Below are 12,991 nucleotides of genomic sequence, written 5' to 3'. Positions count from 1 at the left end.
ACGGACCGGGGCGCCGGGGCGCGTCGGCTCAGGGCAGCGGCAGGCAGGCCGGTCGGTACGCCGGGTCGGCCGGACCCGGCTCGACCAGGGCGTGCGCGACGAGCTGGTGCACGACCGGGTCGTTCGGCGTCTGGTCGTGCTCGATGGGGTCGGCCGGGCAGAGGTCCTGGATGGTGATGTTCGTGACCTGACGGGCCGGTCCCTCGAGGAACTGGCTCGTGTAGGGGGTCACGACCTCGTCGTAGACGGTCGAGATCACCGTGTAGGACGGTCCACGGACGGTGTCGCCCGGGGCGTTGAGCTCCTGCATGAACGCCGAGCCGGCGACCTGGTCGCTGCAGGCGGGGCACAGCGGGTTCTCCTCGCCGGCGACGGTGGCCATGGTCCCGTCCGGGTAGGCGACGAGGACGCCCTGCGTCCCGTGGTTCGACGGTGCGATGCCGACGAGGTCGTCGACCTTCTTGGCGCCGCCCAGGTGGTGCATCCAGTAGCGCGGCATCATGCCGCCCTGGCTGTGGCCGACGACGTCGACCTTCCGGGCACCGGTCGCACCCAGCACGGCGTCGACGAACGACGCGAGCTCGCGCGCGGAGTCACGGATCGGCCCGGTGGCGTTGTCCCCGTAGTTGAGCGCGAAGACGCACAGGCCCTGCGCGTCGAGGTAGGGGGCGAGCGTCGACCAGTTCTTGAGCATGTCCTCGAACGTGCCGTGCACGAGGACGACGGGCTCGGGGTGCTCGGCTGTGGGCCGGCACGACCAGTCGTTGGCCCCGGGCGGGGAGACGTCCACGAGCGGGAGCTCGGCTGCCGGGACCGCTGCGGGCGTGGGCGCGCCGGCCAGCGCGGGCGACGCGACGAGCAGTGAGCCGCCCACGAGGGCGGCGGAGGCGGCGACGGCCACGGAGGTGCGGGCACGGCGCGTGAGTCGGGGGGATCCCACGGTGAGACCTCTTCTCGGACACCTGCACGGCAGGCCCGGTGCACACGCACCGGGAAGGGCAGGATGCGACGGCTGCGCCGCGTCCGCACGTCGAGGACGATCTTCGGGGCGGCCCCGCCGACCGGGCCGGGAGCGGGACCGCCGCCACGACGGGTTGCGTCGCCGCAGGTCAGCGCGTCGGTGAGGCCCGCACGAGGTCCCGGCGCCGGAGCACCGCGACGACCACGGGCACCACGCACAGCGCCGAGCCGGCGGCGAGCCCGGCGAAGCCCACGACGGCGAGCAGGGGACCCGACGCGATCGCACCCACCGCCGCCGCCGCGTTCATCGCCGAGTCGCTCGCCCCCTGCACGAGCGGCCGCGCGGACGTCGCGACGGCCCCGGACAGCAGCGTGGCGGCCGGGACGGTCACCATCGACCACCCGACGCCCAGGAGGAACAGGGCCGCGACGACGCCCCCGGTGCGGTCCGCCTCCACCGCGCCGACGACGGCCGACGCCAGGAGCACGACCTGTCCCAGCAGGATCGTCGGGACGGCGCCGAGCCGGTCCGCCAGGGCGCCCATGACCGGCGCGAACGCGAACATCCCGAGCACGTGCAGGCTGATGGTGAGGCCGACGACCGTGATGCCGTGGCCCTGGTGGGCCAGGTGCACCGGCGTCATCGTCATCACGGACACCATCGCGAGGTGGCTGAGGACGAGCGCGAGGAGGGCGAACGAGGCGGCGGGGCTCGACCGCACCTCCCGCAGCGCGGGCCGCAGGCGCAGCGGCGGCGGCGACGTCGGGCGCACGGCTCCGGTCCCGGGGTCGGGTCCTGCGCCGGCCGCTGCCTCGGTGGACGACAGCTCGACGGCGTCCACCGTGCCCACGGGGAGCCCGGCCGGCGTCGGCGCCGCCGTGGTGTGACGGCGCACGACGTCGAGCGGCTCCGGACGCATGAACAGCCCGACCACGACCGCCGTCAGCCCGAGCAGCACCGCCGCGAGGGCGAACGCCCCCGACAGGGGCGGGAGGCCGGTGCGCGCCTCCAGGGCCTCCCCCGGGATCCCGAGGTTCGGGCCCAGGACCGCGCCGACCGTGCCGACCCACACGACGAGCGACAGGCTCCGGCCGCGGTGAGCCGGCTCGGCGAGGTCCGTCGCGGCGAACCGGGCCTGGAGGCCGGCGGCCGTCCCGGCACCCATCGCGACCATGCCGAGGACGAGCAGCAGCGTCGAGGACAGCGCTGCGGACGCCACGAGGACGGCCGAGCCGGCAGCCGCCACGGCCCAGGCGAGCGTCAGCGCCCGACGACGTCCCGCGCGCGCGGCGAGCATCCCCAGGGGCAGCGCGATGACCGCGGCCCCGATCGTGGTGGAGGCCCGCGCGATCCCGGCGAGCGCCTCCGACCGCGTGACCTCCTCGGCCAGCAGCACCCCCACGGACGGCCCCGCCCCGTAGCCCAGGGCGCCCACCACCTGAGCGGTGACCAGCACCTGCAACGTCCGACGGCGCGCCGCGACGACGTCGGGGAAGGTGAGCCACGCGTCGCGCACGGGCTCATCCTGCCCCGTCCGGGGCGACCGCCGGTGCGGGTCCGCGCTGCGCCCGACGCCGGCAGGCCCCGCACCCGGGCGCGGTGCCGTCGGCGTGCGGCGCGCGTGCCGTCGTCCGACCATGGCAGGGCAGGCCCGGCGGGGCGTGACCCGTCGGGACGGACCGGCAGGAGGTCACCATGCCCAAGACGACGAAGGCCGGGAAGGCCCGCCAGAGCGAGCTGCCGAGCACGTTGCGCCGCTCGGACGAGAAGGCCCAGCGCACGTTCGCCAAGGCCCACGACGCCGCCGAGGAGCAGTACCACGACGCCGAGCGCGCCAACCGTGTGGCGTACGCCGCGCTCAAGCACTCCTACGAGAAGGTCGGCGACCACTGGGAGGCGAAGGACGAGAAGGGCCCGTCGGACCGCAAGGCCGAGGGCGGGCGCGGCACGCGCGCCGAGACCGCGGGCGGGGTCGACGCCAACGCCTCCAAGAAGCACCTGTACGACCTCGCCAGGCGGCTCGACGTCCGCGGCCGGTCCTCGATGAGCAAGGACGAGCTCGTCGACGCGATCCAGAAGGAGAACGACCGGCGCACGCGCGCCGCCCGGTGAAGCGCGAGAGGGCGCGCGGGCACCGCGCCGGCGTCGGCACCCGCACAGGCCTGGCCACGGCGTCGGCGCGCACGCTGACAGCCCGCTGAGCCCCGAAGGGCCCGACCGGCCCCCCGCGTTGCCCGATCCTGCGCACGGACGGAGACTGGGACGAACCGGACGACGACCGGTCCACCACCCGATGAGGTGAGCCCCATGCCCTGGTTCTCGACGACGCGGCCCCAGGCCCCGCAGCCGGTCCCCGACGCCCTGCCTGTCCTCTCGGCGGGCCGGCACCGCACCCCGCGCTCCGGCGCGTGCTTCATGGAGTGGGCCAGCCTGCTCGCGGGCGAGCGGTTCAGCGACCACCCGTCCTGCACCCACCCGCTGCTCGCGCACCTGGCCCGCATGGTCAACGACGCGACGACGGACGCCGGCCGCGGCGCGCTGGCCCCGCTCGTGCCGTCGGTCGTCGGCCTTTTTAGCGAGGACCCCCGCTGGACCTACGACGTGGCGATCGCCGCCGCGCTCGTCGCCCTGCCGGTCGCCGGCGAGGACGACCAGCGCGCGCTCGCGGCGGGCGTGCTGACGTGCGAGCGCCTCCGCGCCCTGCGCTCGACCACGGCGCTGCGCTCGACCACGATCCCGCGGCCCCCGTCGGGTACCGAGCCGACGGCGACGGCCGAGGTGAGGGCGACGACGCTCGCTGCGCTGCGGACGACGCCGGAGGCCACCGCGTGGGCGCTCGACTTCACCGCCGGGCTCGTGAGCCTGCACGCCGTCCACGACCCCGCGGCCGCGCTCACCGAGCACGCCGTCGTCGTCGTCGTCCGGCTCGGCCGTGACGACGCCGACGCCCTGCTCGCCCGGATGCTCCGGGACGCCATCGCCGCCGTCGGCGGTCAGTCGCCGGCGAGCCGCACCGTCACGCCGTCGGTCGCACCGAGGGTGGCCTCAGCGGCAGAGCCCACGGCGCTGACCCGGTAGTCCCCCGCCCACGCCCGCACGGTGAGCCGACCGTCGGCGTCGGTGCGCGTCGTCGTCTGCGGCAGCCACCAGTCGCGGCGGACGAGGTCCCGCAGCGCCTCGAACGCGGGCTTGGGCGTGCCGTCCGAGCGGACCAGGCCGGCCGGTGCGCCGAGCCACGCGCCGTCGTCGGTGATGCCCCAGTAGGTGATCGCCTGGACGGCCGGGTGCGACGCCAGGGTCCGGTAGTGGCGCACGGCCTCGTCGGCCTGCCGCTCCTCCCCCTCCGGCGTGGAGGGCCAGTGGTCGACCTGCCAGTCGTTGAGGTCCTCGATGTGCGGCGGCATGAGGTCACCCGACAGCAGCGTGGACTCCGTCATGTGGATCGGCAGCCCGTAGCGGGAGAACCGCTCCAGGATCGCGTGCGTCTTCTCCTCGCCCCAGTAGCCCTGGTGCATGTGGCTCTGCAGCCCGAGGACGTCGACCTGGATGCCGGCGGCGAGCACGCCCTCGAGGAGGCACTCGTACGCGGTGGACATGTCGAAGTCGTTGAGCAGGAGGGTCGCGTCGGGGTTGGCCGCACGGGCCTCCTCGAACGCCATCCGGACCGTCGCGCTGCGGCCGCGCTCGCGGCACAGGCGCGTGATGCCGTTCTCCTCCTTGTCGAAGACCGGCATGATCACGACCTCGTTGATGGCGTCCCAGGTGTCGATCAGCCCGGCGAAGTCGCCGACGTCGCGCCGGATCCGCTCGCGCTGCACGCGCTCCACCTCGTCCACGGGCAGGTCGCGCAGCCACGGCGCCGTGACGGTGTGCCACACGAGCGGGTGGCCCTTGAGCCGCACACCGCGGTCCGCGAACCACTGCGCGGTCCGGCGCAGGCGGTCGGTGTCCGGCGCGCCGCGCACCGGCTCGAACCGGCCCCAGTAGAAGGGCAGCGTCGCGGTGTCGAAGACCTGGACGAAGAGGGCACCGAGGTGCTCGAGCTGCTCCACGGACGCGCCGCCGAAGGTCTCGACCTCCGCCGGGTCGAGCTCCGTCTCACCGTTGGCGAGCGGGATGAGGTCGAAGCCGATGTTGCCGATGGCGAGCGCTGGGCGGAGCTGCTCGACGGTCACCTCCGCCTCCCGCAGCGGCGCGCCGTCCGCGCCGGTGACGGTGATCGTCGTCCCGGTGACGCGGTGCCGGAGGTCCGCGCCGGGGTCGGCGACCGAGACGACGGACGAGGTGGAGGACGAGGGGGGTGCGGCGGGTCGCGGGGTGATCACGTCGTGCTCCTGTGCCGGCTCGGGGCTGGGCGGACGGTCGACACGGTAGGCGGCCGACGGTGGTTTGTATAGACGCTGAACTAAGCCCGCCCGTCACCCGAAGTGCCCAGCGCCACAGCATCCGAGTCGCCCTACACCTTGTGAGGCCCCGTACGGGTGCCGATAGTCCCGGTGGGGGCGCGCACAGTGCCTCCACCGGGCACCGCAAGGAGAGCGTCATGAGCACCGCCACGCGCCTGGTCGTGGTCACGATGACGGTCGGCCTGCTGGCCGGCTGCGCCGTGGGGCAGGACCGGGAGCCGACCGCCGCACCGACGAGCAGCCCGGAGGTCACCGCCCCGACGGGCGAGGACGCGGAGGGCGGCGCCGGGACGGTCGCGGGCGAGGCCGAGGCCGAGACCCCCACCGAGGAGATCGCTCCGGACGCCCCGCAGCAGGTGGCCGACGTCGTCGCCGCGCTCCCCGCGGAGCCCCTCCCTGACATCGCCCCTGCCGCCGGAACCGTCGTGACGTCGGGGACGGTCTCGCTGACGGTCCCCGCCCAGTACCGGTCCGCCGGCGCCTTCGACGGCGTCCAGCTCTTCGCGGGCCCCGTCATCCGGGGCACCCGGTCCGCGACCTCCGGCGCACAGGTCTACCCGCCGGTCACCGACGCGGCCTGGGCCCAGCGACTCAGCGAGTCGCTCTCACCCGCCCTGGACGGCGTGACCTCCACCGTCTACACCCTGGACGTCCCGGGCGCCGACGCGGCCGTCGTCCACGTCGTCACGGACACCGAGGGGCACAGCAGCAGGGACCGCGAGGGCCGCCGTGTCTGGCAGGCGCCGGTCACGACCGCGCACGTCCTCGTCGGCGTCGGGGACCAGGTCACGCGCATCGTCCTGCAGACGCCCCCCACGCCCGAGGGCCTGGACGCCGCTCTCTCCGTCGCCCGCACGGTCGCGGTCGCCGGCTGACGAGGCCGGCCCGCGCTACTGCGGGTCGCCCTTGCGCCGGTGCCGCGGCAGCAGCCGCGACGGAGGGCGCAGCCGCAGCGTGTCCGCGTCGGGCAGCATCCACCGGCGCCACCGGGCGACGAGGCTGAGACCCGAGCCGACCAGGATCGCCGCGTAGACGCCGGCCGTCTCGAGCCCTGCCTCGTGCAGCGGGATGAGGACGAGGCACGCGAACACGGCCGAGGTCGCGTAGAGCGTGTTCCCGCCGAAGACGGCCGGGACCTGCCCGACGACGACGTCGCGGATCATCCCGCCCCCGACGGCCGTCGTGACGCCGAGGAGCACCGCCGGGAGCACGCCCAGCTCGGCCTCGAGGGCGCGGCCGGCGCCCACCGCGGCCCAGCAGCCGAGCACGAGGGAGTCGCCCACCAGGAAGGACCGGTTCCACCAGCGGCCCTCCAGCCGCACGACGAACGCGACGAGCGCACCGACGAGGGCCGTCGTGAGGTACCAGGGGTCGGTCAGCGCCACCGGCGGGCCCTGCTGGAGCAACGTGTCGCGCAGGATGCCGCCGCCGAGCGCCGAGACGATCGCGAGGATGGCGAAGCCGACGAGGTCGAACCGCCGCTGCCGTGCGATGGTGCCGCCGAGGACGCCGTTGAGGAAGACGCCGACCAGGTCCAGGGCGCGCAGGGACCCGGGGATGAGCTCGCTGAGCAGCCAGCCCGTGTCGAGGTCGACGTCCACGGGTCCTGCCTACCACCAGGGCAGGAGCCGGACCGCACCCGTCCGCCACGACGGCGAGCAGCGGCGCCCGGCCCCGACCCCCACGGGGCGGCCGGGTGCCGGCAGTCCTACGCTCCGCTCATGGGCCGGTGGCTGCGCCGAGGGCGCCTCGCGGGGGCCGCTGCGCTCGCGGCCGCCGCCGCGCTGCCGGTCGCCGTGCTCGCCGTCGTCGTGCGCTCCGAGGCGTCGGGCGTGCACCGGGCGGACGTCGCCGTCGTCAGAGCGGCCACCCGCCTCACGGGCGCGGACCCCGAGCTCCACCGCGGCCTGCTCCTGTGGCAGGACGCCTTCCAGGCCCGATGGGTCAACCTCGCGGCGGCGGCCCTGTGCGTCTGGGTGTGGACGCGCCGGGGGCTGCGCGGTCGGGTGCTGTGGGCGCTCGCCACGGTGCTCCTCACGTGGGGGCTCGGCAACGCCCTCAAGGTGCTGGTCGCGCGCTCACGCCCCGCTCTCGAGGACGCGCTCACGCGCGCCCCCGGGTACAGCTTCCCGTCCGGCCACGCGATGAACACCGCGGCGACGGGCGTCGTCGTCGTCCTGCTCCTGTGGCCCCTGCTGGGGCGCCGAGGGCGGGCGGCCGCCGTCGGCCTGGCCACCGTCGCCGTCGTGGCGACCGCCGCCGACCGCGTCCTGCTGGGCGCGCACTACCCCTCGGACGTGGTGGCCGGGATCGCGCTCGGCGGTGCGATGGCCGGGGCCTCCTACCTCGGGTACCGCGGCTGGGGAGACCGTGCGCTGCCCCGGGAGGTGCCCGCCGACCCGGCGACCGGGGCGGAGGCGACCACCGCCCCCCGTGCTCCCGGCTGAGGAGGCACGGTGTCCTACCCGACGACCCCCGAGGAGGGGCGGACCCGTCCGCTGAGCGCGCGGACCCGGCGGGACATGGTGCGGCGCGCCGCCGTCCCGGTGCTGGTGCTGTGGCTCGGCGTCGTGGCCGTTGGCCTGCTCGTCGTCGGCCCGCTCGACTCGCTCCCCGCGGAGGTGGCGCTGAACGAGGCGCTGGTGGACCAGCGGACCCCGGTGATGGACGGCGTCACGTCGGTGTGGTCGAACATCGGCGCCACGGCCTTCATCGTCGGAGGGTGCGTCGTGGTGGTCGCTGCCCTGTGGTGGCGCACGCGCCAGTGGCGTCGCGCCTTCGTGCCGGCGATCGCCATCTCGGTGCAGGCCACGGTCTTCGTCACCGCGGCCGCGGTCGTCGGACGCGAGCGGCCCGACGTCGAGCTCCTCGACGAGGCACCGCCGACGTCGGGGTTCCCCAGCGGGCACGTGGGTGCCTCGACCGCCTTCTACCTGACGCTGGCGCTCCTCGCCTCGCGCATCCGGTCGGCCGCGCTGCGCACGGCACTCATGGCGCTGTTCCTCCTCGTCCCGGTCCTCGTGGCGTACGCACGGCTGTACCGCGGCATGCACCACCTGTCGGACGTGGTGGTCGGCGCCCTCAACGGTGGGGTGTGCGCGCTGCTCGCGTGGCGGTACCTGCACGCCCAGGAGGCGAGGGACGAGCACCCCGAGACGCTCGCCGCCGGCCGGACGGAGGACGACGGCGCGTCGCCGGCACCCACCCAGGGTTGACGGTCGACCTCACCCCGGCGCGGTGGGTCGCCCGACCGGGCGCGTCACCGGAGGACGACCGGAGCCGCGGAGAACCCGCCGACGGGCGGCAGCTCACGCAAGCGGGGTCGATCGGGGTCGGGCTCGATGGCCCTGGTCGCCACGAGGAGGGCCCTGACGAGCACGCGCAGCTCGAGCGTCGCGAGCGGCCGGCCGGGGCAGACGTGCTTCCCGATGCCCCACACGAGGTTGTACGGCGCGTTGGCCTCCGGGGCGAACGCGTCGGGGTCGCCGAACGCGCGCGGGTCACGGTTCGCGGCGGTCCAGTGCAGGACCACCCGGGCACCGGGCCCGATCTCGCGCCCACCGACCGTGACGGGCCGGGTCGTGACGCGCCGGTTGCTGACGAACGGGTCGTCGATGCGCAGGACCTCGTCGAGCACCGCGTCGAGCTCACGGTCCGACACGCCCTCACGCACCCGGCCCTGCAGGTCCGGGTGGTCGGCGAGGTAGGTCACCACGACGCCCGCCGCGAGGGCCATCGACCCGAGGTCGCCCCCCGTCCAGTTCCGCAGGACCGAGACGATCTCGTCGTCGGTCAGCGGACGGCCGTCGACGCGGTCGCGGACGAGCTCGGTCGTCACGTCGTCGGGGGCGTCGTCGCCGGCGGCACGTCGGGCGTCGGTGAGGCCGCGGATGATCGCGGTGAACCTCCCGGCCACCTCCCCCGTGCGCGCGCGGTCGCCCGACCGGGCCGCCGCGCGGTGATCGGCCATCCACGCGAGCAGGACCGGCTCGAGCGCGGCCGGCCACCCCAGCCAGGCGCTCTGCGCGCGGACGGCGAAGAGGGAGCCGAGCCGGACGACGTCGACACGTCCGGGCACGTCCACCTCCTCGACGAGCGCGACGGCGACCTCGTGGAGCCGCGGCTCGAGGGCCGCCATGCGCTGCGGCGTGAAGTAGCGCTCGACGACGGCCCGGTACGCGGTGTGCGTCGGCCCGTCGAGGCCGTTCGGCACCTGGAGGTGGCGTGACACGGCGTTGCTGAACGTCTCGTGGTCGAGCGCTGCGCGCGCGACGTCGGCGTGGGACAGGAACGTCCAGGAGCCGTCCGCGCCGTGCGCGACGGGGCACCGCGCCCGCAGCTCGTCGTAGGCGGAGCGGGCGTCCCGGCGGACGCGCGGGCCACGAGGGTTCCAGTCGGGGTCGGTCACCGACCCATCCTCGGCTGCGGCGCGGGGTCGGCGCCTCCTCGCCCGACCGTGGCAGACGGCGGCACTCAGCCCTCCAGGGGCTCCGTGAGGCGCGTGAGGTCCGCCGGGTCCAGGACGAAGCGCAGGCCGAGGGAGCGGACGGTGGTGTCCAGGAGCGCCGCGAGCTCACGCTGGGCCGTCTCGGTGCTCGCGAGGAAGCGCGGCGCGACCTCGGGGTCGCGCATCGCGAGCAGCGCGAACTCCGCGTGGACGAGGTGCCAGAGCCGGTCGTCGGGCGGGTTCTCGAAGATCTCCGGCATCAGCCACACGACATCGGGTTCCAGGCGGTCGCCGTCGATGGCGTCGGCCGACAGCAGGCGGTCGAACGTCGCACGGGGGTGGTCCAGCCGGAGCCGCCACTCCCGCTCGGCCAGTGCGAAGACAGCTCCGTCTTGCTCTCGAAGCTGGAGGAGAACGCCCCCGCACGTGAAACCCGCCGCATCGGCGATCCCTCGATCGGCGTCGCGTGGACGCCGTGGGCCGCGAACAGCACGGACGACGGCGGGGCCCGGGACCGTCCCGAGCCCCGCCGTCGTGGTGCGGGGTGGTGCGTGCGGGGTCAGCGCAGCCAGCTGTTGCCGACGATGCCGCCCCACCTCTTGCCGAGGCCTGCCGTGTCACCGGCGAGCGTCGTGGCGGCGATGATCAGCAGAGCCGCCTCGACCCAGTGCGAGGTCGTGACCGGGTTGTTGCCGCCGATCACCCAGGGGATCTGCGTCATCCACATGAAGATCATCAGGAGCGTGCCGGAGACGGCAGCGACCTTGAGCCCGATGCCGAGGATCATGGCAAGGCCGATGCCGAGCAGGCCGACCATGAAGAGGATGTCGCCGAACGAGTTCTGGAACACCGACTGGAAGAAGCCGGCGAAGGGACCTTCGGCACCGCCGATGTAGCCCTGGGCCGGGGTGCCCCCGTTGAGCCAGGCCCGCTCGGCCGGCGTCGCGTAGCCCAGGCCGAAGAGCTTGTCGACGAAGGCCCAGAGGAAGATCCAGCCGATGACGATGCGGCCGAAGGCGAGCGCGTAGCGCGCGCCGGGCCGGGTGACGATCTCCTCCTGGAAGACCGTGGTGCTCATGGTGCCCGCGGGGCGGGCGGTCGTGGTGGACATCATCGCCTCCTGTGCGTCGCGTACGGAGCTCCGCTGCACCGCACGTCCTCGTCCCCGGAATCGCGCTTCCTGCGTCGCGTTTCCTGACTTCACGCTAGGGACCCGGTGTGCTGTCCGCCTGAGACCTTTGTCACGGGGTCATCCGGCGCAATGTGGCGTGCGTCACGCACGCCGGTCAGTCGGTGGATGCCGTCTGCCCCGGCGGGTCCGGCGGGATCTCTCGACGCACGTCGGCGATCGCCGCCCGGTGCTGCGGCAGCGCCACGCCCTCGAGGTCGTCGAGCATCGACCTCAGCCGGACGGGGATCTGGAGCGAGTCCCGGCCCCAGTGGGCGATCTCGCGCACGGCGAGGCTCAGCAGGACGGCCACCGTCTGCGGCCGGTGGACGACGCGCAGGTGGCCCTGGTCGTCCGTGAGGCGCGCCGGCGGGTCGTGGCGCTGCACGGCGAGTCGCAGCGCGCGGTGCTCACCGTCGACCACCTGGCTCGCCGTCGTCGGGTCGTTGACCGCCGGCGACAGCGCCCGCTCGGCGATGTCGACCAGCTTGCGGAGCCCGAACGCGGGGTCCTGGTCGACGCCCCGCTCCTTCGCGATGCTCACGGTGCGTCCGACGTCTTCCAGGAGGTCGTCCGTGAGGGCCTCGCCCGTGGCCGCGCGCACGACGGCGATGCGGCCGCCCTCGGGCAGGAACTCGCCGAGCTGGACGGTCACCTCGACGAGGACGTCGTGGTCCGCGGCCAGTCGCACGAGCCCGGCCAGGTCCATCTCGCGCACGTGGCCGGAGCGGTCCCCGCAGGTGACGGTGCGGGACGCAGCGCGCGACGGCCCGTCGTCGGCGGCTGCCCCCGGGGGCTCCGCAGGGTAGAGCCGGTCCACGACGTGCCGGGTCTCGTCGGCCGTTCCGAGCACCACCTCGGAGACACGGATGGAGGCCGTGATGTGCTGGATGAAGGCGAGGAACCACCCGACGCTGGCGAGGACGAAGAGGAACGCCACGGTGATCGACGTCTGCGGGACGAACGCGGCGAGCTCGTCGCTCTCCCCCCGGACGGACCGCAGCACGGTCAGGGCGTAGACGAAGGTCCCCGCGAAGACGCCGAGGGTCGACTGGGTGACACGGCTCTCGAGGAACGACCCGAGGACGCGGGGCGTGAACTGACTGCTCGCGAGCTGCAGGACGACCATGGTGATCGAGAAGACGAGGCCCGTCACCGAGATCATGGCGGTGGCGATCGTGCTCAGCAGCGAGCGCGCCCCGTCGGGCCCGCCCTGGAACAGCCAGGGCACCGACTCGCTCAGCGTCCGGTCGAGCGCCGGCAGCGCGACCCCGAGCACGCCGGACGCCACCGTGAGGGTGACCGGAAGGACCCAGAACGGCCGCCACAGCCGATGCCAGAGGCTCAGGCGGGGGGCGTGGTAGCGCGGCGCGGGCACGGTGCTCCTCGAGTCGGGTGTCTCCGCAGCGTGCCGTCTCGCCAGATCGGACGCATCCGCTGGACGGGGGGAACCCGGGCATATCGGGCTCCGCGGACCTATCCTCAGGAGATGGCCTCCCGAGCGGGCTTGCGTGGTGCGGAAGGGCTCGCGTCCGTGACGTGGGTGGGCACCCTCCCGAGCGACGGCGCGCCGGTCGCCTGCTTGGCGGTCCATCCCGATCATCCCGAGCACCGGGGGCAGGCCCACCAGCTCGCCGCTGCGCTCCGGCTCCCGCCTGCCACCGCGCCACGACTCGAGCCGGTCGACGTCGTGCGGGCGGGCATCGTCGTCGACGGCGACGTCGCACACCTGACCCTCTGGGGCATCCCCGTCGCGACGACCGGGTGCGAGCGGGACTGGTGCGACGCCGCGGAGGATCGCGGCTGGGCCGTGCTCACGGTGGGCCTGGACTCGCCTCCGCCCCTCTCGGCGACCGAGGAGTTCGTCGCCTACCTCAGCCGTCTCGACCGGCTGAACATGGGCGTCGTTCAGCTCGCCACGGTCGACTGACGGCGCACCGACGACCGAGGCCGGACGCCACGAGGGCCGGGGCGTCGCCCCGGCCCTCGTCGCTCACCGCTGCCCGGAG

The 12,991-nt window shown here is 74.7% G+C and carries 14 protein-coding genes; 6 read left to right on the top strand and 8 right to left on the bottom strand.

Annotated elements, in window-relative coordinates:
* Nucleotides 1-28: 28 nt before the first annotated feature.
* Together LG379_RS12885 and LG379_RS12880 are read right to left on the bottom strand one after the other, a co-directional pair.
* On the bottom strand, nucleotides 29-940 hold the full coding sequence (locus LG379_RS12885) for an alpha/beta fold hydrolase (RefSeq protein WP_225754999.1): 912 nt from the start codon (nucleotides 938-940) through the stop codon (nucleotides 29-31).
* A 169-nt stretch (nucleotides 941-1,109) separates the two neighbouring features.
* Entirely contained in the window at nucleotides 1,110-2,477 is a 1,368-nt protein-coding gene (locus LG379_RS12880) for an MFS transporter (RefSeq protein WP_225754998.1), read from the bottom strand.
* A 179-nt stretch (nucleotides 2,478-2,656) separates the two neighbouring features.
* On the opposite strand from LG379_RS12880, the gene LG379_RS12875 reads away from it, so the two are divergent.
* The gene (locus tag LG379_RS12875) at nucleotides 2,657-3,073 is read left to right on the top strand and encodes a ChaB family protein (protein ID WP_225754997.1); all 417 of its coding nucleotides are present in this window, start codon (nucleotides 2,657-2,659) and stop codon (nucleotides 3,071-3,073) included.
* A gap of 195 nt (nucleotides 3,074-3,268) precedes the next feature.
* Nucleotides 3,269-4,039, top strand: coding sequence for a hypothetical protein (locus LG379_RS12870; RefSeq protein WP_225754996.1), 771 nt, complete (start codon nucleotides 3,269-3,271; stop codon nucleotides 4,037-4,039).
* Here the strand turns inward: LG379_RS12870 and LG379_RS12865 are convergent.
* Nucleotides 3,955-5,283 carry an endo-1,4-beta-xylanase gene (locus LG379_RS12865; protein WP_370634538.1) on the bottom strand — a complete coding sequence of 443 codons (1,329 nt, stop codon included), beginning with the start codon at nucleotides 5,281-5,283 and terminating at the stop codon, nucleotides 3,955-3,957. The genes LG379_RS12870 and LG379_RS12865 overlap by 85 nt on opposite strands.
* 221 nt (nucleotides 5,284-5,504) lie before the next feature.
* Here LG379_RS12865 and LG379_RS12860 point away from each other — a divergent pair, with 221 nt between their 5' ends.
* Nucleotides 5,505-6,242: a hypothetical protein gene (locus LG379_RS12860; protein ID WP_225754995.1), complete on the top strand. Its 738-nt coding sequence runs from the start codon at nucleotides 5,505-5,507 to the stop codon at nucleotides 6,240-6,242.
* A gap of 15 nt (nucleotides 6,243-6,257) precedes the next feature.
* On the opposite strand, the gene LG379_RS12855 is transcribed toward LG379_RS12860, so the two are convergent.
* On the bottom strand, nucleotides 6,258-6,968 hold the full coding sequence (locus LG379_RS12855; protein ID WP_225754994.1) for a trimeric intracellular cation channel family protein: 711 nt from the start codon (nucleotides 6,966-6,968) through the stop codon (nucleotides 6,258-6,260).
* A gap of 120 nt (nucleotides 6,969-7,088) precedes the next feature.
* Between LG379_RS12855 and LG379_RS12850 the strand changes: the two genes are divergently transcribed.
* Both LG379_RS12850 and LG379_RS12845 read left to right on the top strand, forming a co-directional pair.
* Complete coding sequence (locus tag LG379_RS12850; RefSeq protein WP_225754993.1) at nucleotides 7,089-7,814, top strand: phosphatase PAP2 family protein; 726 nt, start codon at nucleotides 7,089-7,091, stop codon at nucleotides 7,812-7,814.
* 9 nt (nucleotides 7,815-7,823) lie between these two features.
* A complete protein-coding gene (locus tag LG379_RS12845) occupies nucleotides 7,824-8,582 on the top strand; it encodes a phosphatase PAP2 family protein (protein WP_225754992.1) in 759 nt (252 codons plus the stop codon).
* 44 nt (nucleotides 8,583-8,626) lie between these two features.
* On the opposite strand, the gene LG379_RS12840 is transcribed toward LG379_RS12845, so the two are convergent.
* From LG379_RS12840 to LG379_RS12825, 4 genes are all read right to left on the bottom strand, one after another.
* Nucleotides 8,627-9,775: a cytochrome P450 gene (locus tag LG379_RS12840; RefSeq protein WP_225754991.1), complete on the bottom strand. Its 1,149-nt coding sequence runs from the start codon at nucleotides 9,773-9,775 to the stop codon at nucleotides 8,627-8,629.
* A 65-nt stretch (nucleotides 9,776-9,840) separates the two neighbouring features.
* The gene (locus LG379_RS12835) at nucleotides 9,841-10,074 is read right to left on the bottom strand and encodes a hypothetical protein (RefSeq protein WP_225754990.1); all 234 of its coding nucleotides are present in this window, start codon (nucleotides 10,072-10,074) and stop codon (nucleotides 9,841-9,843) included.
* A gap of 299 nt (nucleotides 10,075-10,373) precedes the next feature.
* Entirely contained in the window at nucleotides 10,374-10,925 is a 552-nt protein-coding gene (locus LG379_RS12830; protein ID WP_225754989.1) for a DoxX family protein, read from the bottom strand.
* Between the two features lie 175 nt (nucleotides 10,926-11,100).
* Entirely contained in the window at nucleotides 11,101-12,360 is a 1,260-nt protein-coding gene (locus tag LG379_RS12825; protein WP_225754988.1) for a DUF2254 domain-containing protein, read from the bottom strand.
* Between the two features lie 111 nt (nucleotides 12,361-12,471).
* Here LG379_RS12825 and LG379_RS12820 point away from each other — a divergent pair, with 111 nt between their 5' ends.
* Nucleotides 12,472-12,912 (top strand): tellurite resistance TerB family protein, encoded by a 441-nt coding sequence (locus LG379_RS12820; protein WP_225754987.1) that lies wholly within the window; start codon nucleotides 12,472-12,474, stop codon nucleotides 12,910-12,912.
* Nucleotides 12,913-12,991 lie beyond the last annotated feature (79 nt).

The organism is Actinotalea sp. Marseille-Q4924 (assembly GCF_916618755.1).
Classification (GTDB): Bacteria; Actinomycetota; Actinomycetes; order Actinomycetales; family Cellulomonadaceae; genus Actinotalea.
Note: the sequence above shows the minus strand (reverse complement) of the source record. Positions and strands in the feature narration are given on the sequence as shown.

Excerpts from the sequence above, each read along its gene's own strand:
- LG379_RS12875 (WP_225754997.1), top strand. The coding sequence starts at position 2,657 with ATGCCCAAGACGACGAAGGCCGGGAAGGCCCGCCAGAGCGAGCTGCCG.
- LG379_RS12870 (WP_225754996.1), top strand. The coding sequence starts at position 3,269 with ATGCCCTGGTTCTCGACGACGCGGCCCCAGGCCCCGCAGCCGGTCCCC.
- LG379_RS12860 (WP_225754995.1), top strand. The coding sequence starts at position 5,505 with ATGAGCACCGCCACGCGCCTGGTCGTGGTCACGATGACGGTCGGCCTG.
- LG379_RS12850 (WP_225754993.1), top strand. The coding sequence starts at position 7,089 with ATGGGCCGGTGGCTGCGCCGAGGGCGCCTCGCGGGGGCCGCTGCGCTC.
- LG379_RS12835 (WP_225754990.1), bottom strand. The coding sequence starts at position 10,074 with ATGCCGGAGATCTTCGAGAACCCGCCCGACGACCGGCTCTGGCACCTC.
- LG379_RS12830 (WP_225754989.1), bottom strand. The coding sequence starts at position 10,925 with ATGTCCACCACGACCGCCCGCCCCGCGGGCACCATGAGCACCACGGTC.
- LG379_RS12820 (WP_225754987.1), top strand. The coding sequence starts at position 12,472 with ATGGCCTCCCGAGCGGGCTTGCGTGGTGCGGAAGGGCTCGCGTCCGTG.